Source organism: Demequina pelophila (genome assembly GCF_000971175.1).
Lineage (GTDB): Bacteria > Actinomycetota > Actinomycetes > Actinomycetales > Demequinaceae > Demequina > Demequina pelophila.
The window spans coordinates 1,150,016-1,169,692 of record NZ_BBLY01000001.1; the positions used below are offsets into that span (position 1 = coordinate 1,150,016).

Annotated in this window: 17 protein-coding genes; 2 read left to right on the forward strand and 15 right to left on the reverse strand. The window is 71.4% G+C overall.

All coding sequences use genetic code 11. The features are described from left to right. Positions 1–49 precede the first annotated feature (49 nt). On the forward strand, positions 50–1,333 hold the full coding sequence (locus AOM03_RS05285) for a thermonuclease family protein (protein WP_162197265.1): 1,284 nt from the start codon (positions 50–52) through the stop codon (positions 1,331–1,333). Positions 1,334–1,395: 62 nt separating this feature from the next. Here the strand turns inward: AOM03_RS05285 and AOM03_RS05290 are convergent, their stop codons facing one another. Beyond that, a complete protein-coding gene (locus tag AOM03_RS05290; RefSeq protein ID WP_062378874.1) occupies positions 1,396–1,782 on the reverse strand; it encodes a hypothetical protein in 387 nt (128 codons plus the stop codon). A gap of 112 nt (positions 1,783–1,894) precedes the next feature. Here AOM03_RS05290 and AOM03_RS05295 point away from each other — a divergent pair, with 112 nt between their 5' ends. Beyond that, the gene (locus tag AOM03_RS05295) at positions 1,895–2,464 is read left to right on the forward strand and encodes a dihydrofolate reductase family protein (protein ID WP_062378876.1); all 570 of its coding nucleotides are present in this window, start codon (positions 1,895–1,897) and stop codon (positions 2,462–2,464) included. A 1-nt stretch (position 2,465) separates the two neighbouring features. Here AOM03_RS05295 and AOM03_RS05300 read toward each other — a convergent pair whose 3' ends face one another. From AOM03_RS05300 to ilvD, 14 genes are all read right to left on the reverse strand, one after another. Next, positions 2,466–3,032 (reverse strand): hypothetical protein, encoded by a 567-nt coding sequence (locus AOM03_RS05300; RefSeq protein ID WP_156157621.1) that lies wholly within the window; start codon positions 3,030–3,032, stop codon positions 2,466–2,468. A 383-nt stretch (positions 3,033–3,415) separates the two neighbouring features. Continuing rightward, positions 3,416–4,300, reverse strand: a complete 885-nt coding sequence (locus AOM03_RS05305; RefSeq protein WP_062378881.1) for a DUF4190 domain-containing protein — start codon at positions 4,298–4,300, stop codon at positions 3,416–3,418. A 200-nt stretch (positions 4,301–4,500) separates the two neighbouring features. Next, positions 4,501–5,349, reverse strand: coding sequence for an ABC transporter permease (locus AOM03_RS05310; RefSeq protein ID WP_062378882.1), 849 nt, complete (start codon positions 5,347–5,349; stop codon positions 4,501–4,503). Continuing rightward, positions 5,346–6,329 carry an ATP-binding cassette domain-containing protein gene (locus AOM03_RS05315; protein WP_062378883.1) on the reverse strand — a complete coding sequence of 328 codons (984 nt, stop codon included), beginning with the start codon at positions 6,327–6,329 and terminating at the stop codon, positions 5,346–5,348. The genes AOM03_RS05310 and AOM03_RS05315 overlap by 4 nt, the downstream gene beginning before the upstream one ends. A gap of 69 nt (positions 6,330–6,398) precedes the next feature. Further along, positions 6,399–7,481 carry an alpha/beta fold hydrolase gene (locus AOM03_RS05320; RefSeq protein ID WP_062378884.1) on the reverse strand — a complete coding sequence of 361 codons (1,083 nt, stop codon included), beginning with the start codon at positions 7,479–7,481 and terminating at the stop codon, positions 6,399–6,401. 363 nt (positions 7,482–7,844) lie between these two features. Further along, entirely contained in the window at positions 7,845–8,288 is a 444-nt protein-coding gene (locus AOM03_RS05325; protein ID WP_227589890.1) for a YbhB/YbcL family Raf kinase inhibitor-like protein, read from the reverse strand. 102 nt (positions 8,289–8,390) lie between these two features. Then, positions 8,391–10,190, reverse strand: a complete 1,800-nt coding sequence (locus AOM03_RS05330) for an AMP-dependent synthetase/ligase (protein ID WP_062378885.1) — start codon at positions 10,188–10,190, stop codon at positions 8,391–8,393. A 75-nt stretch (positions 10,191–10,265) separates the two neighbouring features. Beyond that, positions 10,266–11,372: a branched-chain amino acid aminotransferase gene (locus tag AOM03_RS05335; RefSeq protein WP_062378887.1), complete on the reverse strand. Its 1,107-nt coding sequence runs from the start codon at positions 11,370–11,372 to the stop codon at positions 10,266–10,268. Positions 11,373–11,527: 155 nt separating this feature from the next. Beyond that, positions 11,528–12,577, reverse strand: coding sequence for a 3-isopropylmalate dehydrogenase (locus AOM03_RS05340; RefSeq protein ID WP_062378889.1), 1,050 nt, complete (start codon positions 12,575–12,577; stop codon positions 11,528–11,530). After that, positions 12,574–13,605 carry a ketol-acid reductoisomerase gene (gene ilvC, locus AOM03_RS05345; protein ID WP_062378891.1) on the reverse strand — a complete coding sequence of 344 codons (1,032 nt, stop codon included), beginning with the start codon at positions 13,603–13,605 and terminating at the stop codon, positions 12,574–12,576. The genes AOM03_RS05340 and ilvC overlap by 4 nt, the downstream gene beginning before the upstream one ends. A gap of 104 nt (positions 13,606–13,709) precedes the next feature. Continuing rightward, positions 13,710–14,231, reverse strand: a complete 522-nt coding sequence (gene ilvN, locus AOM03_RS05350) for an acetolactate synthase small subunit (RefSeq protein WP_062378894.1) — start codon at positions 14,229–14,231, stop codon at positions 13,710–13,712. Continuing rightward, positions 14,231–16,180: an acetolactate synthase large subunit gene (locus AOM03_RS05355; RefSeq protein WP_169746413.1), complete on the reverse strand. Its 1,950-nt coding sequence runs from the start codon at positions 16,178–16,180 to the stop codon at positions 14,231–14,233. Before AOM03_RS05355 ends, ilvN begins: the two co-directional genes overlap by 1 nt. Before the next feature lie 581 nt (positions 16,181–16,761). Beyond that, on the reverse strand, positions 16,762–17,568 hold the full coding sequence (locus AOM03_RS05360) for a hypothetical protein (protein ID WP_062378896.1): 807 nt from the start codon (positions 17,566–17,568) through the stop codon (positions 16,762–16,764). A gap of 154 nt (positions 17,569–17,722) precedes the next feature. Further along, the gene (gene ilvD / locus AOM03_RS05365; protein ID WP_062378899.1) at positions 17,723–19,420 is read right to left on the reverse strand and encodes a dihydroxy-acid dehydratase; all 1,698 of its coding nucleotides are present in this window, start codon (positions 19,418–19,420) and stop codon (positions 17,723–17,725) included. Positions 19,421–19,677: the final 257 nt, after the last annotated feature.

Consider the following 19,677-nt stretch of genomic DNA (forward strand, 5'->3'; position numbering starts at 1 on the left):
CTTCGGCGTTGGCGTTGCGATCTTGATGCCTTCCCTAGCGATTGCTGCGATGACGAACACCACCGATGACACGAGGGACGTCCTGTCTGCCGAGGTCGAAGCCGAGCGCGCAATCGTCGCATCCGAGTCACCATCTGCCCGCGCATCGATGGCAGTGGCACCGCCCGTGCTCACCGAAGCGGACCGCGAGCGTGTGAGCGCCTACGGAGAATGGCTAGCCGACCTGGAGTCGCTGAGCTTCCCAACCGAGTACACGGGCGGCGCCGCCGACAGCACGGTCGCGACGCTGGACGAAGCAACGGCGACATACCCGGGCGACGACCCATCCATCCCGACCGCGCTCGACATCGCATCGGACGCCATCAGCAGCGCGTTCACGGCACTCGCGACAGAGCACGCCGCAAACCACGATTCCGCCCAGGATCGTTTCACCACCGCAGCGGCGGGCCTCGCCACGGCGGCCACGAGCATCGAATCCGAGCTCGATGCCCTCGCTGTCGAGACCGGCTACCGACTCGTCGGCGAGTCTGTGCCGGCCGCGACAACCACCACTGCGTCCACGACGGTGCTGCGCTGGATCGACGGCGACACCGTGCGGACATCTGCCGGTACCGTCCGCCTCATCGGCATTGACACCCCGGAACTGTCCGAGAAGTGCTCGAAGGCATTCGATGCCGTCGCCGCGGTCGAATCGCTTGCCCCAGCGGGCACGGCCATCACCTTGGTGAACCCGGCCAGCGTGGACGACACCGACAAGTACGACAGGCTCCTGCGCTACGTGCTCGTCGACGGCACCGACATCGGGTACGCACTGCTGATCAATGACCTCGCCGAGGCCCGCTACGACTCGCGCGACGGATACGCGTGGCATCCGCACGAGTCGGCGTACCGCGCTGAAGGCGCGCCCGTCGGCGACAAGGCGCTGTGCGAGTGGGAGGACGACTCGCTCGCAGGCTTCGTGCTCGCTGCGGCGATCGCCGCCGGAGACGACGACTCCGATTGGCACTCGCGTCTGGCTCGGCTCTCTCGCATGTTGAGGTCGGCTGACGAGCCACTCGACAAAACCATGGCCTCCGCCGTGGCCCAGCATGAGAAGCGCGAGGCCGCCGAACGCGCCGCACGGGAGGCGGCCGAGGCCGCCGAGCGCGCTGCGGAGGAAGCCGCAGCGGCTGCCGAACGGGCGGCCGCGGAGGCTGCCGAGGCCGCAAGTTCCTCCAGCGGCACCTCAAGTTCGTCGAGTTCGTCCGGATCGACCTTCAACCCCGACACGTACACGGGTTGCCGCGCCTACGCACCCGGCGGCAAGACCTGGAAGCCCATTCCGTGCCCGTAGTCCGGACTTCGATGATTTGACGGCAACCGACGGGCTCGAGTTCCGCGAGCACTCACCCACCCTCAGTCGTCACACGTGACGCACACCCCCGTCAGCGGCACCGCCACGAAGCACCGCGGGCACACGGCGGGGGCCTCCTCGGCCACCCGCACCCGCGTCCCGCCACCCGCGCGGATCTTGTTGATGGGCAGCTCCACGTACCGGCGCTCGCCGCGCGCCACGGTGATCTCGATGTACCCCGAGTGCACCTTGGCGACGTTGCGGCGCGCATCCGCGGACTCGAGCCCGATGTACGACCTGCTGGGCGGCAGGTAGACGCGCGCGAACTCGAGACCGGCCACCGTCTCGCGGACGGTGCTGCGATTCTCGGCGGGCGGGGCGAACTCGGCCAGAGCCGCCTCGAAGGAGTCGAAGTAGATCCGGCCGCTCGCCGGAGCCTCGGAGACCATGCCCCGATTCTCACCCGGCCCCGCCCCGCTCGCAGGGCGAGGGGGCCGCCGACCCCGGCCGATGCATCGTCCACCGCGAGCGCCCGTCCCACCCGGGGAATACGGTGGCGGTATGGGCAGGCTCATCGTCGAGCAGATGGTCAGCGCGGACGGCTTCGCCGCGGACGCGCGCGGCTCCGTCGCGCGCCTGGCGCCGCCGTTCGACGACGGCCAGTCGGCGCTGTCGCAGCTGCGCATGCTTGAGGAGGTCGACGCGATCCTCATGGGCCGGCGCACCTACGAACTGTTCGCCGACTACTGGCCCCGCCAGCCCACCACCGGCGGGGACCCCGTCGCCGGCCCCATCAACGCCCTGCCCAAGCACGTGGTCAGCGCGACGCTGCGGCGCGCGCCGTGGGGCGACTACGCCTCCGCGCGGGTGGAGGTGGGCTCGCCGCGGGACATCGCCCGCCGGCTCACCACGCAGTACCAGGGCGACGTGATCGTGTGGGGGTCGCTCACGCTCGTGGGCGCGCTGCTCCAGCAGAAGGAGGTGGACCACCTGCGGCTGCGCGTGGTCCCCGTCCTGCTGGGCGAGGGCCTGCGCCTCGCGCCGGGCCTGCGCGACGACCGCCGCCTCACCCTCGTGGGCGTCGAGTGGCACCCCAGCGGGCACACCACCCTCGCCTACGACGTGGGCTGAGTCAGTCGCAGAAGTCGCAGCGGCCCGTCGCCGGAAGGTTGACGAAGCACCCCTGGCACACGGCCGCGGGCGCCGGTTCCGGCTTGGCGGCCTTTTTGGTGGCCGATGCACGGGGCGCCTTCACCGTGACCGGCACCGAGGCTGCGGCCTCGGCGGACACCGCGACCGGCGCCACGGGGGCGGGGGTCGGGGCGGGCGCCTGGGCGGCGGCCAGGGTCTGGGCGAGCGCATCGGCGACCGCCTCCGAAGGCGAGAGGTCGGCCGGAGCGGCCGGCGCATCGTCCACCACGACCGGCGCGGGCTGCGGGAGCTCGACGAACGAGCTCACTCCCCCGCGCGGGTGCAGCGCGATGAAGGTGGGGAACACGTACGCGATGGCCTCGCCCCCGTCGGACGGCTCGATGCCGATGAAGTCGCGCGACTGGGGGATGTAGACGTGCGCGGCGTCGAGCTCGCGGACGGTCTCGAGGATGGTGGGGATCGCCTCGATCGCGGGCGCGAAGTCCGCCAGAGCGTTCTCGAAGCGGCTGAAGTAGGTCCGGGGTTCAAGCTCAGTCGTGATGCTCACGGATCCCATTGTGCGCCTTTGTCCGGAGTTGCACCGGGACTTCCGGACCTCGCAGGGGTTTCACTTCCGCGCCCCCGGTTTGGACACTTCCGGACGCCCACCGGCTGCTCTGTCGACGGACGCCCGGAAGCTGTTATGGACAGTCTCTCGCCGCGGCGCGCCCTGCCCCAGTGACCCAGGTCCCGGCCGGAGCATCGGGCCTGGATGATGGCCGCCAATTGCGCGGAGCTGCCGCGCTCTCCCCCTCTCTCCCCCGCTAGAGCGAATCGTGACGGTTGCGGGCCGGCGATGCGCCTCAGGGAGCGGATTGTGTCGGCGTCCACAACGCGCGCGAGCCGCGGATCCCAGGTGGGATCCGCGGCTCGCGTAGAGAGCGCTACGACTCAGAGGCCGGTCGAGAGGTACAGGTCCTCGCTGCCGAACATGGTGCTGACCTCGATCAGCTCGGGGGTGACGCCGTCAGGCAGGCCCACGGAGGTCCGGAACTTCATCTCCGTGCCCACGGTGCCCTTGAGGTCGATGCTGGTGCGGTAGCCCTCGAACGCGTCGGAGTCGACCATCGAGTACGTGTCCTCCACGGTGGTTCCACCCGCGAACCAGTCGAAGCTCGGGAACGACGCCCAGCTCGAGGTGGCGCCGTCCGCGATCTCGGTGGGCGTAGCGGTGCCCAGCAGCACGGCGACATCGCCGTCGCCGGCCCAGGCCTCGACTACCTCAACGGACTCGAACACGATCTCCCAGGCGTTGCCGCCCTGAGTGAAGGTCCACACGGTGCCGTCGCCAATAGCGGCGGGGTTCTCGAAAGTGCCGACGGTCGTGGCCGCCTCCGCGGGCTCTTCGTCGGCGACGTCCTCGTCGGCAGTGGAGCCCTCGACGTCGCCCGTCGTGTCGTCGTCGGAGGCGTCATCGGCCGGGGCCTGAGCCGAGATGTCGCCGCGAGCCTCGTCGAGAGCCTCGTCGACAGCGCTGACGGCAGCGGAGTTCACCATCATCGCGAAGATGATCGCGAGCGCCGACAGGACGGTTCCGGCAATTGCCATGCCCTTGCCAGCCGCAGTGCCCTTGAACGCCTGGACCGTGGCGATGACGCCGAAGACGAGGCCGATGAAACCGATGAACATCGAGCCCACGTTCAGCAGAGGCATCCAGCTTCCGACGATGGCGATGATTCCAAGGACGAGCGCGGTGACCGCGAAGCCCTTCTTGACGGGCGCTGCCGACGTCGGCGGCACCGGCGCGACGGGAGGCGTGGTGATCTGATCGGACATGATTCTCCTCAGCGATAGCTTGAGCGCAATAGTGGTCGAAGCATCGCGCGGCGGTCGAAACCGTCTGAGCGCGGACGGAGTGCCGCTTCAGCGCGGCGGCCCCGCAGTTCCCGACTCATGCGTGCTCACCGCCATGCTAAGCAGATTGCGGGAGCCGAAGATGACCACATCCGCATGGCGAATCTCACATGTGTCGAGGGTCACCGCGGGTCCCGGTACCGCCACATGGTGAGCGAGCCGAACACGAGCACCAGCGCCGCCGACCACCCGAGCACCCACACCCACTCCCCGCCCACGGCCACGCCGTCCATGAGCGCGCGCACCGCGTTGACCACGTGCGCCACGGGGTTGACCTCGATCCAGCCCTGCAGCCACCCGGGCATGGTCGCCGGGTCCGCGAAGATGTTGGAGCCGAACACCAGCGGCATCAGCACCATCATCGACACCCCCATGACGGCCCGCTGCGACCGCAGCAGCAGCCCCAGGAAGATCCAGATCCACCCCAGGGCGAACGCGAACACCAGCAGGACCAGCACGCCGAGGGCCACGCCCACGAACCCGCCGTCCGGCCGCCAGCCCACGAGCACGCACACGATCCCCGTCACCGTCGCGGCCACCGTGTAGCGCACCGCATCGCCCAGCAGCATCCCCACGAGCGCGCTGGGCCGCCAGATGGGCAGTGACCGGAAGCGGTCGAAGACGCCCTTGTCGATGTCCTCGCGCAGCGTCGCGCCCGTGTACATGGTGATGAACAGCACCGACTGCACCAGGATGCCGGGCGCCAGGTACGCGATGTAGTCCGCCGTGGAGCCCGCGATCGCCCCGCCGAACAGGTACGTGAAGATCAGCGTCATCATCACCGGGAAGACCGTGACGTCGAACAGCTGCTCGGGGATGTGCTTGATCTTGAGCAGGGCGCGCCATCCGAAGGTGACGGACGTGGTGAGCGCGCCGGGTCGCGGAGGCCTCGCGCCGCTCGCGAGCGCCGATGCGATGGCGGCCTCGGTCGGCGCCGTCGCCGTGGGTTCGGGCGCGGCCTGGGTGGTCATGCCGCCTCCTCCGTGCCCTCGGGGCGGTCGGTGTCGGGGCGCTCGGCCTCGTGGCCGGTGAGGGCGAGGAACACCTCGTCGAGCGTCGGCTGGCCGAGCGCGAACTGGGCCAGGTCGATCCGCGCCTCCTCGAGCGCGGTGAGCGCGCGCATGGCGCGCGACCGGTCGTCGAGCGCCGCGACCAGCAGCTGCGGGTCGTTGGCGGTGTCGACCGTCACGTCGAGCTCGCGCACCAGGATCCGGCGCGCGGCCTCACGGTCGTCGCGGTGCATGACGCGCACGTGCAGCGCGCCCGCCCCCACCGAGTGCTTGAGTTCGGAACTGGTGCCCTCCGCGATGATCTTGCCGGAGTCGATGACGGAGATGCGGTCCGCGAGCTGGTCGGCCTCGTCCAGGTACTGCGTGGTGAGCATCACGGTGGTGCCGTGCGCGACCAGCGCACGGATGATGTCCCACACCTCGTTGCGTGCCCGCGGGTCGAGGCCCGTGGTGGGCTCGTCGAGGAACAGCAGCTCCGGCGTGGCGACGATCGACGCGGCGATGTCCACACGCCTGCGCATCCCGCCGCTGTACTTCTTCACAGGACGGTCCGCCGCATCGGCCAGGCCAAACGCCTCGAGCAGATCCGCCGCCCGCCTGGTCGCCGCGGCGCCGCGGTAGCCGTAGAGGCGCGCGATGAGGACCAGGTTCTCGAGGCCGGTGAGGTCCTCGTCGACGGACGCGAACTGGCCGGTGAGGCTCACCTGGGAACGCACCGCATCGGCCTCGTGGATCACGTCCCTGCCGAGCACGCGGGCCGTGCCGGCGTCCGGCCGGATCAGCGTCGCGAGCATCCGGATCGCGGTGGTCTTGCCGGCGCCGTTGGGGCCCAGGAAGCCGTGCACGCCGCCGCGCGCGATGCTCAGGTCGATGCCGTCGACCGCGCGGGTGTCTCCGTAGACCTTGGTGAGGCCGTGGGTCTCGATCGCCAATGCGGACATGGGCCCTCCTCGATCGCGTCAGGGTACGCCGGGGCGGGCCGACGCAACATGCCCCCGGGGGTTCGGGATCTACGCGGCCACGGACTCCACGCCGGCCCACCATTCGCGGATGGCCCGTCCGACGCTCTCCGGGTCCGGGTTCCACGGCTGGTGGCCGGTCCCCTCCTGCACCACCACGCGGGAACGCGGCGCGTGCTGGGCCCACGCCCGGACGCGCGCCGGGCCCGCGAACGGGTCCTTGTCGCCGATCCACCACAGCGACGGCGCCTGGAGCGACTCCAGCTCCGCGCGACCGGGCAGCCAGTCCGCGCGCACTCCGCGCCAGGTCGCGGCCCGGCTGAGCAGCTGCATCTCGTGGGTGAAGGTGTCCGTGTGCCGGGCCAGCGCGAGCCGCCACTCGAGCTCCGCGCCGTCGAGCCAGCCGGCCTCGAGCAGGTCGTCGTGGCCCTGCGCGCGCAGCACGTGCACGAAGTCGCGCCGGGTCACCCACCGCCGCGCGACCACGCGCCCCACCGGCTCGAGGGTCGCGAGGCGCAGGTCCCGCGGCAGGTGCAGTCCCCTCACCGACGGCACGCCCGCGAGGATCACGCTGCGCACCAAATCCGGCCGCCGGGCCGCGAACGTCAGCGCCGCCATCCCGCCCAGCGACGCGCCCACGACATCGACGGGACCGTCGGCCAGCTGCTCCGCCGCGGCCGCGAGGTTGGAGGTGATCGCGCCGATGATCTGGTCGCGGTCCAGGGGTCCGTAGTCGATGGGCTCGCTCAGCCCACACCCGGGCCGGTCGACGGCGAGCACGCGGGTGCCGTCGAGCGCTCGCGCCATGGCCACCAAGGACGATGCCGCGCTCGGGATGCCGTGCACCATCAGCACCGTGCGGCCCTCGCCGTGGTCGAGGACGCGCAGGCGGTTGCCGAACGTCTCCGCGGTCACCCATCTCTCGACCGGGTCCGGCCTGCCGTGGCTGGCCCAGAGTTCGCGCTCGACCTCGCGGAAGTGGTCGTCGTCGCGGTAAGGGCGGCGCGGGAGGAATCGGGCGAGGCGCGCGTGGTGGGCGGCAGCGTACTCGGCTGTCTCCGGTGCGGCGGGCGCGTGGGCGGCGGGCGCGACCTGCTGCGGGCCGGGCTCATCGATCTGTGCAGTAGTGGTCATGACGTCTCCTGTGACTCTTCAGCGTCCCGCCGTTGAAGAGGTCTCGCAACCGGAGCACGTCGGATCTGCTTTCGCGTGCCTCCGCGAATTCATGCGGGATGCACGCGGCCGTGCATCGCGCATGAATTCGCGGAGCACGACGACAACCACTCCCGCGCTCTCCGGCGTTTGAGGCGCGCCACCGACACGATTCGCTCTGTGAGACGCACGGGTGCCCGGAAAACGACACAATCCGCTCTGCCGGGCGCGGGGAGCCGGGCACGGGGGCCGCGGGGGCCGGACTCGCAGGGCCGGGCGGGGCCGGGCTGGGCCGGGCGGGGCCGAGCGCGGGCCCAGACCGGGCAGAACGCCCCGGCCCGCGCCCTACAGCGAGTAGGTGGCCACGAACCGCGCCTGCTCGATCATCGCGTCACCGTACTGGTGCAGGAACTCGTCGCGCGTGGGGAGGCCGGCCACGCGGCGGTTGAGCGCGTAGACCCAGAAGTAGTAGTGGTGGTCGCCGTGACCCTCGGGCGGGAAGGGGCCCACGTAGCCGTGCCCGCCGTCGTCGTTGAGCCCGGGCCGGCCGGCGCTCAGGTCGATCTCCCCCTCGACCGGAGGCAGCCCGTAGTGCGTCCAGTGTGTGAACCCCAGCGGCAGGGGCGCGTCCGGGTCGTGGCACACGATCGCGAGCTCGACCGTCCCCGCCGGGATGCCCCTCACCGTCAGCCGTGGCGTCTCCGCACCCTCCTGGCCGGCGAACCGGTCCCGCATGCGCGAACCCGACACGATCTCGGGGCTGGACAGGGCGAGGTCCTTGACGGGCACGGCGTTCCTCCTAGGGACGATGCGAGGGTCGTCCCCCCATCATGGCCAGGAGGAGGGCCGGGCGCGAGGGGACCGGCGCATCGTCCGGGGGAAGGAAGCCGATCAGGCGGGCTTGGCCGACCCCGCGTAGATCGACTCGACCACGTCCGAGAAGTGGTCCATGACCACGGCGCGGCGGACCTTGAGCGAGGCGGTGATCTCCTCGCGAGCCTCGGTGAACTCGCGCGGGAGGATGCGGTACTCGCGGATGGCCTCGGCGCGGGAGACGTGCTCGTTGGCCTTGGCGATCGCGCGGCCGATGAGCTCGCGCACGCGGTCGTTGACCGAGGCCTCCTCGACGGACATCTCGGGCAGCTCGTGGGCCTTGAGCCACGCGGGCAGCAGCACCGGGTCGAGCGCGACCAGCGCGGAGACGAAGTGGCGGTGGTCGCCCACGACCACGGAGTCCTGGATGGCCGGGTGCGAGCGCAGGGAGTCCTCGAGGACCGCGGGCTGGATGTTCTTGCCCGAGGACAGGACCAGGATCTCCTTCTTGCGGCCGGTGATGGTGAGGTGGCCGTCGACGATCTCGCCCAGGTCGCCGGTGGCGAACCAGCCGTCGCGCATGACCTCCGCGGTGGCCTCCGGCGCATTCCAATAGCCGGAGAACAGGTTGACGCCGCGCAGCAGGATCTCGCCGGACTCGTCGACCATCATCTCGCCGCCGGTGATGGGGCCGCCCACGGTGCCCATGATCTGGCCCTTGGCGGGGGTGCCCACGGCGGCGGCGGCGGTCTCGGTGAGGCCGTAGCCCTGGAGCACGGTGACGCCCAGGCCGCGGAAGAAGTGGCCGATGGACGGGGTCAGCTTCGCGCCGCCCACCAGAACGTAGCCCAGCTGCCCACCCAGGAGGTGGCGGATCTTGCCCAGGACCAGCGCATCGGCGATCTTGAACTTCGCGGCGAGAGCGGCGGACGGGCCGCCGGTCTCCTGCGCGGCCGAGACGTCGCGGGCGACCTTCGCGGACCAGCGGAAGATCTTCTTCTTGAGGCCGGACTGCGCGGCGTCCGCACGGTTGTAGATGGTCTCGAGCACGCGCGGCACGAGCGGCATCCACGTGGGGCGGAAGGACGCAAGGTCCGCGGCGAGCGTCTTGTGGCTGGGGCTGTAGCCGATGACCGAGCCGGTCGACAGCGACAGCACCATCGCCAGGCGCGCGAACACGTGCGCGAGCGGCAGAAACAGCAGCACGCGGGTCTCCCCCGCGACGAACTCGCCCACGTTGGGGTCGAGCGCGACGTTCTCCGAGTGCTCGACCAGGTTGCGGTGCGTGAGCATCGCGCCCTTGGGGCGGCCGGTGGTGCCGGAGGTGTAGATGATGGTCGCCAGGTCGTCCAGCGTGACGTCCGCGGAGCGCGCGTCGAGGTCCTCGTCCGTGATGTGGGCGCCGGATGCGGCGAGCTCGTCGAGGCCCTCCGCGGTGAGCGCGACCACGGTGGGCGCCTGGTCGAGGCCGGCGAGCAGCTCGCGCTGGGCCTCGGTCTGGGCGGCGACGATGCGGATGCCGGCATCCTCCACGATCCACGCGCACTGCGAGGCCGAGGAGCTCGGGTAGAACGGCACGGCGATGGCGCCGGCGGTGAAGGCCGCGAAGTCGATGACCGACCACTCGAGGCTGGTCTCGCCCATGAAGCCGATGCGGTCGCCGGCCTGGACGCCCGCGGCCATCAGGCCCTTGGCGACGGCGCGGACGCGCGCATGGAAGTCGGGCAGCGAGACGGGCGACCAGTTGCCGGCCTCGTCCTTGACCTCGGCGAAGGTGCGCTCGGGGTGGGCGGTGGCGCGCGCGGCGAGGAGCGCGCTGAGGTTCATCCGGTCGTCGACGTTGGCGAGTCCGGGAGCAGACATGGGTGCGTGAGCCATGCCCCCCACCTTAACTTACGCACCCGTAGGTTACGGAAGCGTAGGGTGCGGTGTGGCGAGATCCACACGCCGTATTTACAGCGCGCGGCGCATCCAGCCGTAGGTGTCCTCGGCGCGGCCGTACTGGATGTCCGTGAGGCGCCGGCGCACCTCGAGGGTGACGGGACCGGGCTGGTCGCCGGTGCCCACCTCGAAGTCGGTCGAGGCGATCCGGCCCACCGGGGTGACGATCGCGGCGGTGCCGCACGCGAACACCTCCGCGATCTCGCCGGACTCGACGCCGTCGCGCAGCTCGTCGAGCGAGATGTCCCGCTCGATCACCTTGAGATCCTGGTCCTCGAGCAGGGCGATGACCGAGGCGCGGGTGATGCCCTCGAGGATGTTGCCGTTGATGATGGGCGTGAGGACGGTGCCGTCGGTGCGCACGGCGAACACGTTCATGCCGCCCAGCTCCTCGAGGACCGAGCCGGTCGCGGCGTCGAGGTAGAGCACCTGGTCGAAGCCGCGCTGGGCCGCCTCGACCTGGGGGCGCAGCGCCGCGGCGTAGTTGCCTCCGCACTTGGCCGCGCCCGTGCCGCCGGGGCCGGCGCGGTGGTAGTCGCGCTCCACCCAGATGGACACCGGCGCGACGCCGCCGCGGAAGTACGGGCCGGACGGCGAGGCGATGAGCAGGTACTCCACCTTGCGCGAGGGACGCAGGCCCAGGAAGACGTCCGTGCCGATGAGGAAGGGCCGCAGGTACAGGCTCGTCTCGGGCGCGTCCGGCACCCAGGCGTGGTCGAGCTCGAGCAGCGCGTGGATCGAGGCCAGGAAGTCCTCGACCGGGAGCTCGGGCAGGGCGAGGCGGGCGGCGCTGCGCTGGAGGCGCTCGGCGTTGGCCTCCGGGCGGAACAGATGGATGGAGCCGTCGGCCCAGCGGTACGCCTTGAGCCCCTCGAACACCTCCTGCGCGTAGTGCAGGACGGAGGCGGCCGGGTCCATGGGGATGGGCCCGTACGGCTCGACGCGGCGGTCCTCCCAGCCACGCCCGGCGCTCCAGGTGATGCGCGCCATGTGGTCCGTGAACGTGGTGCCGAACCTGAGGTCGCTCAGCCGCTCGGCGCGCTCCGCCGCCGTCGCCGGGGCGGGGTGCGGGACCACGCGGAAGGCCTCCGCCGTCGGGGAGGGAACGAGGTGGGTCACTTCTTTGGCCTTCCTTGATGCTGTTCCATGCGTCCCGCGAGGTGCTGAGTGCTCGAAATCAGTCGATTCGGGCACTCAGCACCTCGCCGGGAGCTCTGGTGCGCGGGGACGCGGTGCGCGGGGACGGGAGCTGTAGTGCGCGGACGCCGCGCGCCCTAGCCCCGAATCCTCGCGGCGAGCGCGTCGCCCACCTGGGAGGTCGAGCGAGGGGCGCCGCCCGACGCGGACTTCTCCGCCGCATCGGCCGCCACCGCGTCCTCGACCCGGCGCGCGAGGTCCGCGTGCCCCAGGAAGTCAAGCATCATCGCGACGGACAGCACGGTCGCGGAGGGGTCCGCGATCCCCTGCCCGGCGATGTCGGGCGCCGAGCCGTGAACCGGCTCGAACATCGACGGCCCGGTGCGGTCGGGGTTGACGTTGCCGGAGGCCGCGAGGCCGATGCCGCCGGAGATCGCCGCCGCCTCGTCCGTGAGGATGTCGCCGAACAGGTTGTCCGTGACGATCACGTCGAACGATGCGGGGGCCGTCACCAGCTTGATGGTCGCCGCGTCGACGTGCAGGTAGTCCCACGTGACGTCCGGGAACTCCGGCGCGACGGCCTCGACCGTGCGGCGCCACAGGTGGCCGGCGTGGACCAGCACGTTGTGCTTGTGCACCAGCGTGACGTGCTTGCGCTCGCGGCCCGCCGCCGTGGCGAACGCGAAGCGCACCACGCGCTCGACGCCGTGGCGGGTGTTGACGGACACCTCGGTGGCGATCTCGTGGGGCGTGTTGACGCGCAGCGCGCCGCCGTTGCCCACGTAGGGGCCCTCGGTGCCCTCGCGGACCACCACGAAGTCGATGTCGCCGGGCTCGCTCAGCGGCGAGACCTCGCCGGGGTACAGGCGCGACGGGCGCAGGTTGACGTACTGGTCGAGCTCGAAGCGGAGCTTGAGCAGCAGCCCGCGCTCGAGGACGCCCGACGGCACCGTGGGGTCGCCGATGGCGCCCAGCAGGATCACGTCGTGCTCCCGGATCGCGGCGAGGTCCGCATCGGTCAGGGTCTCCCCCGTCGCGTGCCAGCGGCGCGCGCCCAGGTCGAACTCGGTGGTCTCGAACGCGAGGTCCGTCCCCTCGGTCGCGGCGGCGAGGCACTTGAGCCCCTCCGCCACGACCTCCGGGCCGATGCCGTCGCCGGCGACCACCGCGAGGCGGTACGTGGTCATCGCGCGGTCTGGCCGTCCACGTAGTCCGAGTCGGCGGTCGCGGTCGACCACGCGAAGAGCTTGCGCAGCTCCTGGCCGGTCGCCTCGATCGGGTGCGACTCCTCCTTCTTGCGCAGCGCGGTGAACTCGGGCGCGCCCGCGTCCTGGTCGTCGATGAAGCGCTTGGCGAACGCACCCGACTGGATGTCCGCGAGGATCGCCTGCATCGAGGCCTTGACCTCGGGGGTGACCACGCGCGGGCCGGAGACGTAGTCGCCGTACTCGGCCGTGTCGGAGATGGACCAGCGCTGCTTGGTGATGCCGCCCTCCCACATGAGGTCGACGATGAGCTTGAGCTCGTGCAGCACCTCGAAGTAGGCGATCTCGGGCTGGTAGCCGGCCTCGGTGAGGACCTCGAAGCCGGTCTGGACCAGGTGCGACATGCCGCCGCACAGCACGGCCTGCTCGCCGAACAGGTCGGTCTCGGTCTCCTCGGTGAAGGTGGTCTTGATGACGCCGGCGCGCGTGCCGCCGATGCCCTTGGCGTACGACTTCGCGAGGTCCCAGGCGGTGCCGGTCGCGTCGACCTCGACGGCGATGATGTCCGGGATGCCGCGGCCCGCGACGTACTCGCGGCGCACGGTGTGGCCCGGGGCCTTGGGGGCGATGAGGATGACGTCGACGCCCTCGGGCGCCTCGATGAGGCCGAAGCGGATGTTGAAGCCGTGCGCGAACGCGAGCGCCTTGCCGGGCGCGAGGTTCGGCTGGATCTGCTCGGTGAAGATGCCGCGCTGGTGCTGGTCCGGCGCGAGGATCATGATGACGTCCGCCCACGCGGTCGCCTCGCCCACGGGCAGCACGGTGAAGCCGTCCGCCTCCGCCTTCGCCGCGGACTTGGAGCCCTCGCGCAGCGCGACGCGGACCTCGACACCGGAGTCGCGCAGGTTCTGCGCGTGCGCGTGACCCTGGGACCCGTAGCCGACGACGGCCACCTTCTTGCCCTGGATGATCGCGAGGTCGGCGTCCTGCTCGTAGTACAGCTCAGCCATGCTGGGAGTCTCCTTGATCTGCTGTGGTGGGTCTGACGGTAGTGGTTTTCTGGGCCGGGAACTGGCGGGGGACGATGCCGGGGAGGCCGTGCATCGTCCCTCACCTAGGCGGTGGCGACCTTCTCGAGGGCGCGCTCGGTGATGGAGCGCGACCCGCGGCCGATGGCGACGGTGCCGGACTGGACGATCTCGCGGACGTCGTAGGGCTGGAAGGCCGCGAGCAGCGCCTGCAGCTTGGACGGGTTGCCCACGGCCTCGATGACCACCGAGTCGGGGGCCACGTCGACGACGTGCGCGCGGAACAGGTCGACGATCTGCAGGACGTCCGCGCGCTGGCGGGAGTCGCAGCGCACCTTGACCAGCAGCAGGTCGCGCTGGACCGAGCGGTCGGACTCGAGCTCGACGATCTTGAGCACGTTGACCAGCTTGTTGAGCTGCTTGGTCACCTGCTCGAGAGGGAGCTCGTCCACGTCCACCACGACGGTGATGCGGGAGATCTCCGGGTGCTCGGTCTGGCCCACGGCCAGCGAGTGGATGTTGAAGGCTCGGCGGGAGAACAGGCCCGCGACGCGCGCGAGCACGCCGGGCTTGTTCTCCACCAGCACGGACAGGGTGTGAGTGGTCATCACTGCTCCTCGCGGTCCCACTCCGGCGCGATGCCGTGGGCGTACTGGATCTCGTCGTTGGACTTGCCGGCGGCGACCATGGGCCACACCATCGCGTCGCGCGAGACGGTGAAGTCCACGACCACCGGACGGTCGTTGATGGCGTTGGCGGTGCGGATGGTGGCGTCCACGTCCGCGTCGGACTCGCAGCGCAGGCCCACGCAGCCCATGGCCTCCGCGAGCTTGAGGAAGTCCGGGATGCGGGCGGTGCCGTGGCCCGTGTGCAGGTCCGTGTTGGAGTAGCGCTGGTCGTAGAACAGCGTCTGCCACTGGCGGACCATGCCCAGGGACGAGTTGTTGATGATCGCGACCTTGATGGGGATCTGGTTGATCGCGCAGGTGACCAGCTCCTGGTTGGTCATCTGGAAGCAGCCGTCGCCGTCGATGGCCCACACGCGGAGGTCGGGCATGCCCACCTGGGCGCCCATCGCGGCCGGGACGGAGAAGCCCATGGTGCCCAGGCCGCCCGAGTTGATCCACGTGTTGGGGCGCTCGTAGCGGATGAACTGGCTGGCCCACATCTGGTGCTGGCCCACGCCCGAGACGTAGATGGTGGACTCGGGGTCGTTGAGCTCGCCCAGGCGCTGGATGACGTGCTGCGGGCTGGACAGGCCGTCGCCGGTGGGGGTGTAACCCAGGGCGTAGGTGGTGCGCCAGTCGTCGAGCTGGTGCCACCAGGCCTCGAGGTCGGGCCGGCCGTGCTTGAGGTGCTCCTCCTCGAGGGCCGGCACCAGCGCGGCGAAGACGTCCTTGAGGTCGCCCACGATGGGCACGTCGACGGCGCGGTTCTTGCCGATCTCCGCGGGGTCGATGTCCGCGTGCACGATGGTCGCGTGCGGGGCGAAGCTGTCCAGCTTGCCGGTGACGCGGTCGTCGAAGCGGGCGCCCAGGGAGACCACCAGGTCCGCCTTCTGCAGCGCGGCGACGGCCGCGACCGTGCCGTGCATGCCGGGCATGCCCAGGTGCTGCGGGTGGCTGTCGGGCAGGGCGCCGCGGGCCATGAGCGTGGTGACGACGGCCGCGCCGGAGACGTCGGTGAGCCGGCGCAGACCCTCGGAGGCGCCGGAGCGGATCACGCCGCCGCCCACGTAGAGGACCGGGCGGCGGGCCGTGGCGAGCAGGCGCGCGGCCTCCTGCACCGTCTTCATGTGCGGGCGGGCGCCCGAGTTGAAGCCGGGCAGCTCGATGCGCTCGGGCCAGGTGAACGTGGTCATGGCCTGCTGCGCGGACTTGGCCACGTCGACGAGCACCGGGCCGGGGCGGCCGTGGCTCGCGATGTAGAAGGCCTCCGCGATGGCCTTGGGGATGTCCTTGGGGTCCGTCACCAGCATGTTGTGCTTGGTGATGGGGGCGGTGATGCCCACGATGTCCGCCTCCTGGAAGGCGTCCGTGCCGATCATGCTCGCGCCCACCTGGCCGGTGATCGCGACCATGGGGATCGAGTCCATGTTCGCGTCCGCGATGGCGGTCACCAGGTTGGTGGCGCCGGGGCCCGAGGTGGCGATGCAGACGCCCACCTTGCCCGTGGCGTGCGCGTAGCCCTGCGCGGCGTGGCCGGCGCCCTGCTCGTGGCGGACCAGCACGTGCTTGAGCTGCTTCGAGTCGAGCAGCGGGTCGTACGTGGGCAGGATCGCGCCACCCGGGATGCCGAACACGTCCGTGGCCCCCGCGCACTCGAGCGCGCGGATGATCGCCTCCGCGCCGGTCATCTCCCGGCCCAGCAGGCTCGGGTCCGGGTTGGACTGCGGCGTGGGGCGCGCCATGCGGGGCGCGGCGGGGTCGGCGTCGGGGGTGCCGTTCGCGGTGCTCTGGGTCGTGGCGGCAGTGGCGCCGGCGGCGCCGGGGCGCGACTTCGCCGCGTCGGAGGGCCGCGGCGCCGAAGCGCCGGGCTTGGCCGTGGCCTGTGCCATCTTCTCTCCTCGTCGTCGTCGAGGCGATTCCGTGTCCGCCTCGCATGGGAAGACCCCTCGGCCGGTGCGGCTGTCGGGGTCTGCGCGCGGACGGTGTCGTGGTTCCGGGGCTAGTCCGCGCGCCCGATAACTCGTACAAGAATCGTCTGCATGGTCCGACAATAGGCGCACCCGGGGCCCACCCCTCACCATCCGGACGCCTCATCTCACATTTTGGTTCACGATATCGAATGGTGAGACGCCCTCCCCTGGACACTCCGCACGGATGGGCGGGCGACACGCCGGGCTCCGGCTGCGCGCGGGGCTCGGCGCGCGGCGCGTCGCGATCGATTCCGTGCGCAGTGTCCGGGGTTTGGGGTTTGGGGTTCGGGGTTCGGCCGGGATCGCCCTCCGGCCACGATCGCACCTCGCGACCGGGACAGTGAGGACCGCCAGACTGGGACTCGCGCGCCCTGCGGGACACTGCGGACCGATGTACGGCGGCACCCGCGGTCCGCACTGTCCCGCAGCGCGCATCGGCCCCCGAAGAGCGGTCCCCAGTGTCCCGGACGGCCGCGCAGAGGGCCACAGACCCCAGCCCCTCACACCCCAGGCAGCCGGACCCTCACGAAGGTGCGGTCGTCCATCCGGCCCGTCGCCGGATGCGGGCCCTTGGTGCCGCGGAGCTCCTCGATGCACAGGGGGTCGCGCGCGAGCGCCGCGGACAGCGCCGCCTCCGCCTCGGCCAGGGTCGTCGACCCGGGCAGGAACCCGTCCGAGTACAGCGCGATCTCGATCGGCTCGGGGCCCAGCGGGTCCACATGCAGGTGCGCGTCCGGCACCTCGCCCCCGTCGATCACGCCGAAGCCGAACTCCCCCACGGCGTTGGCATGCTCCCATTGCGCCTCGACGAAGGGGACGACGAACGGCCAGGCCGGGTCCTCGGCGAGCAGCGACTTCCGCGAGGCCCCGCGAGCGAGGTGGGCCTGGAGCACCAGCGCCCGGGCATCGGCCGTGAGCGCGTCCACGGACTTGGCGTCGAAGAAGACCGCCTGCCGCGGGGCGATCAGCGTCGCGCCGCAGTCCCCCACGCGCCACAGCTCGCGCCGCGCGGCGGACACGATCGCGACCGCGGCCCGCGGCACCCCGGCAGGCCCCGTGCCGACCTCGGCGACCGCCCGCGACAGCGCGTCGACGGCCTCCCGTGCCGTCGCCCGGGGATCGAGCGTCCGCACGGCCTCGACCAGCGCCTGCGCGGCGAGCCGGCCCGACGTGGGCAGGGTGCCCTCGGACAGCGAGGTGACGCCGTCGATCACCGCGGCAAAGTGCTCGGCGACCACGAAGGCGTCCTCATTGCGCGACGGGTCGTCCCGCTTGGCCTCGGTGAAGGCCTCGACCGCCTCGATCACGTGCGACTCCCCTCAGCCGTGCCGGCGCCGCGCGGGCGACGAGCCCTCGGACACTCCGCACGGATGGAGCGGCAACACGCCGGGCCCGAACCCCGCATCGGCCCCGATCCGCGGCGTGTCGCACTCGATTCCGTGCGCAGTGTCCACGGCGAGATCAGCCGAGCACCGCGCCCTTCGACGCCGAGCCCACGAGCTTCTGATACTTGCCCAGCACGCCGGTCGTGTACCGCGCGGGGATGGGCTCCCAGTCGGCGCGGCGCGCCTCGAGCTCCTCCTCCGAGACCAGCAGCTCGAGCGTCCCGTTCGCCACGTCCAGGGTGATGCGGTCGCCGTCCCGCACGAACGCGATGGGGCCGCCGTCGACCGCCTCGGGGGCGATGTGACCCACGCACAGGCCGGTGGTGCCGCCGGAGAAGCGGCCGTCGGTGACCAGCAGCACGTCCTTGCCCAGGCCCGCGCCCTTGATCGCACCGGTGATGGCGAGCATCTCGCGCATGCCGGGGCCGCCCTTGGGGCCCTCGTAGCGGATGACCACGCAGTCGCCCGCCTGGATGGTGCCGTCCTCGAGCGCGTCCAGCGCGGCGCGCTCGCGGTCGAACACGCGCGCGGTCGCCTCGAACACGTCGTTGTCGAAGCCGGCCGACTTCACCACGGCGCCCTCGGGCGCCAGCGACCCGCGCAGGATCGTGATGCCGCCGGACTTGTGGATGGGGTTGTTGAGCGCGCGCACCACGCGGCCGTCGATGGTGGCGGGCTTGAGCTCGGCCATGTTCTCCGCGAGCGTGCGGCCGGTGACCGTCATGACGTCGCCGTGCATGAGCCCGGCCTCGAGCAGCGTGTTCATGACGGCGGGCACGCCCCCGACGCGGTCCACGTCGTTCATGACGAACTGGCCGAAGGGCTTGAGGTCGCCCAGGTGCGGGACGCGGGCCGCGACACGCGCGAAGTCGTCGAGCGTGAGGTCCACCTGCGCCTCGTTCGCGATCGCGAGCAGGTGCAGCACGGCGTTGGTCGAGCCGCCGAACGCCATGACCACGGAGATCGCGTTCTCGAACGCCTCCTTGGTCATGATGTCGCGCGCGGTGATGCCGCGGCGCAGCATCTCCACGACGGCCTCGCCGGACTTCACGGCGTAGTAGTCGCGGCGACGGTCCGCCGACGGCGGGGAGGCCGAGCCGGGCACGGACATGCCGATCGCCTCGCCCACGGAGGCCATCGTGTTGGCGGTGTACATGCCGCCGCACGCGCCCTCGCCCGGGCAGATCGCCTTCTCGATGCGGAGGCGGTCCTCCTCGGACATGAGCCCGCGCGCGCACGCGCCCACGGCCTCGAACGCGTCGATCACGGTCACGTCCTTCGACGTGCCGTCCGACAGCGTGACGTGCCCGGGCATGATCGAGCCCGCGTAGAGGAACACCGACGCGAGGTCGAGACGCGCGGCCGCCATGAGCATGCCCGGCAACGACTTGTCGCAGCCCGCGAGCAGCACCGAGCCGTCGAGGCGCTCGGCCATCATCACCGTCTCGACCGAGTCCGCGATGAGGTCGCGCGACACGAGCGAGTAGTGCATGCCCTCGTGGCCCATCGCGATGCCGTCGGAGACGGAGATGGTCCCGAACTCGAGCGGATATCCGCCCGCGGCGTGCACGCCGTTCTTCGAGGCCTGCGCGAGGCGCTGCAGGGACAGGTTGCACGGCGTGATCTCGTTCCAGGAGGACGCGATGCCGATCTGCGGCTTGGCGAAGTCCTCGTCGCCGAGCCCGACGGCGCGGAGCATGCCGCGCGCGGCGGTCGCCTCCAGTCCGTCGGTCACCTGGCGCGAGCGGGGCTTGATGTCGGGCGAGGAGGTCATGGGCCGAGTCTAGAACCCGCCGCCCCGCCCCACGGGACGATGCACGGGCCGGGCCGGCATGGCAAACGCTGAGTGAACGCTGGGTTACGCACCTGACGCCGCGCCGCCGCTCTGCCATATGGTCGAAATGCCTGGTGCGGAGGGGGAGGAAGCTCCTCCACGCATCGGCCGCCGTGTTCAGCACGACCCAGTGCCGACCACGACCCAGTACCCATCACGTACCGAGCGCCCGCGCGCCGCAGCGGGGGCGCCCCTGC

Excerpts from the sequence above, each read along its gene's own strand:
- ilvC (WP_062378891.1), bottom strand. The coding sequence starts at position 13,605 with ATGGCTGAGCTGTACTACGAGCAGGACGCCGACCTCGCGATCATCCAG.
- AOM03_RS05290 (WP_062378874.1), bottom strand. The coding sequence starts at position 1,782 with ATGGTCTCCGAGGCTCCGGCGAGCGGCCGGATCTACTTCGACTCCTTC.
- AOM03_RS05355 (WP_169746413.1), bottom strand. The coding sequence starts at position 16,180 with ATGGCACAGGCCACGGCCAAGCCCGGCGCTTCGGCGCCGCGGCCCTCC.
- AOM03_RS05305 (WP_062378881.1), bottom strand. The coding sequence starts at position 4,300 with ATGTCCGATCAGATCACCACGCCTCCCGTCGCGCCGGTGCCGCCGACG.
- AOM03_RS05330 (WP_062378885.1), bottom strand. The coding sequence starts at position 10,190 with ATGGCTCACGCACCCATGTCTGCTCCCGGACTCGCCAACGTCGACGAC.
- AOM03_RS05285 (WP_162197265.1), top strand. The coding sequence starts at position 50 with ATGACGAACACCACCGATGACACGAGGGACGTCCTGTCTGCCGAGGTC.
- AOM03_RS05320 (WP_062378884.1), bottom strand. The coding sequence starts at position 7,481 with ATGACCACTACTGCACAGATCGATGAGCCCGGCCCGCAGCAGGTCGCG.
- AOM03_RS05340 (WP_062378889.1), bottom strand. The coding sequence starts at position 12,577 with ATGACCACGTACCGCCTCGCGGTGGTCGCCGGCGACGGCATCGGCCCG.
- ilvD (WP_062378899.1), bottom strand. The coding sequence starts at position 19,420 with ATGACCTCCTCGCCCGACATCAAGCCCCGCTCGCGCCAGGTGACCGAC.
- AOM03_RS05295 (WP_062378876.1), top strand. The coding sequence starts at position 1,895 with ATGGGCAGGCTCATCGTCGAGCAGATGGTCAGCGCGGACGGCTTCGCC.
- AOM03_RS05315 (WP_062378883.1), bottom strand. The coding sequence starts at position 6,329 with ATGTCCGCATTGGCGATCGAGACCCACGGCCTCACCAAGGTCTACGGA.
- ilvN (WP_062378894.1), bottom strand. The coding sequence starts at position 14,231 with ATGACCACTCACACCCTGTCCGTGCTGGTGGAGAACAAGCCCGGCGTG.
- AOM03_RS05310 (WP_062378882.1), bottom strand. The coding sequence starts at position 5,349 with ATGACCACCCAGGCCGCGCCCGAACCCACGGCGACGGCGCCGACCGAG.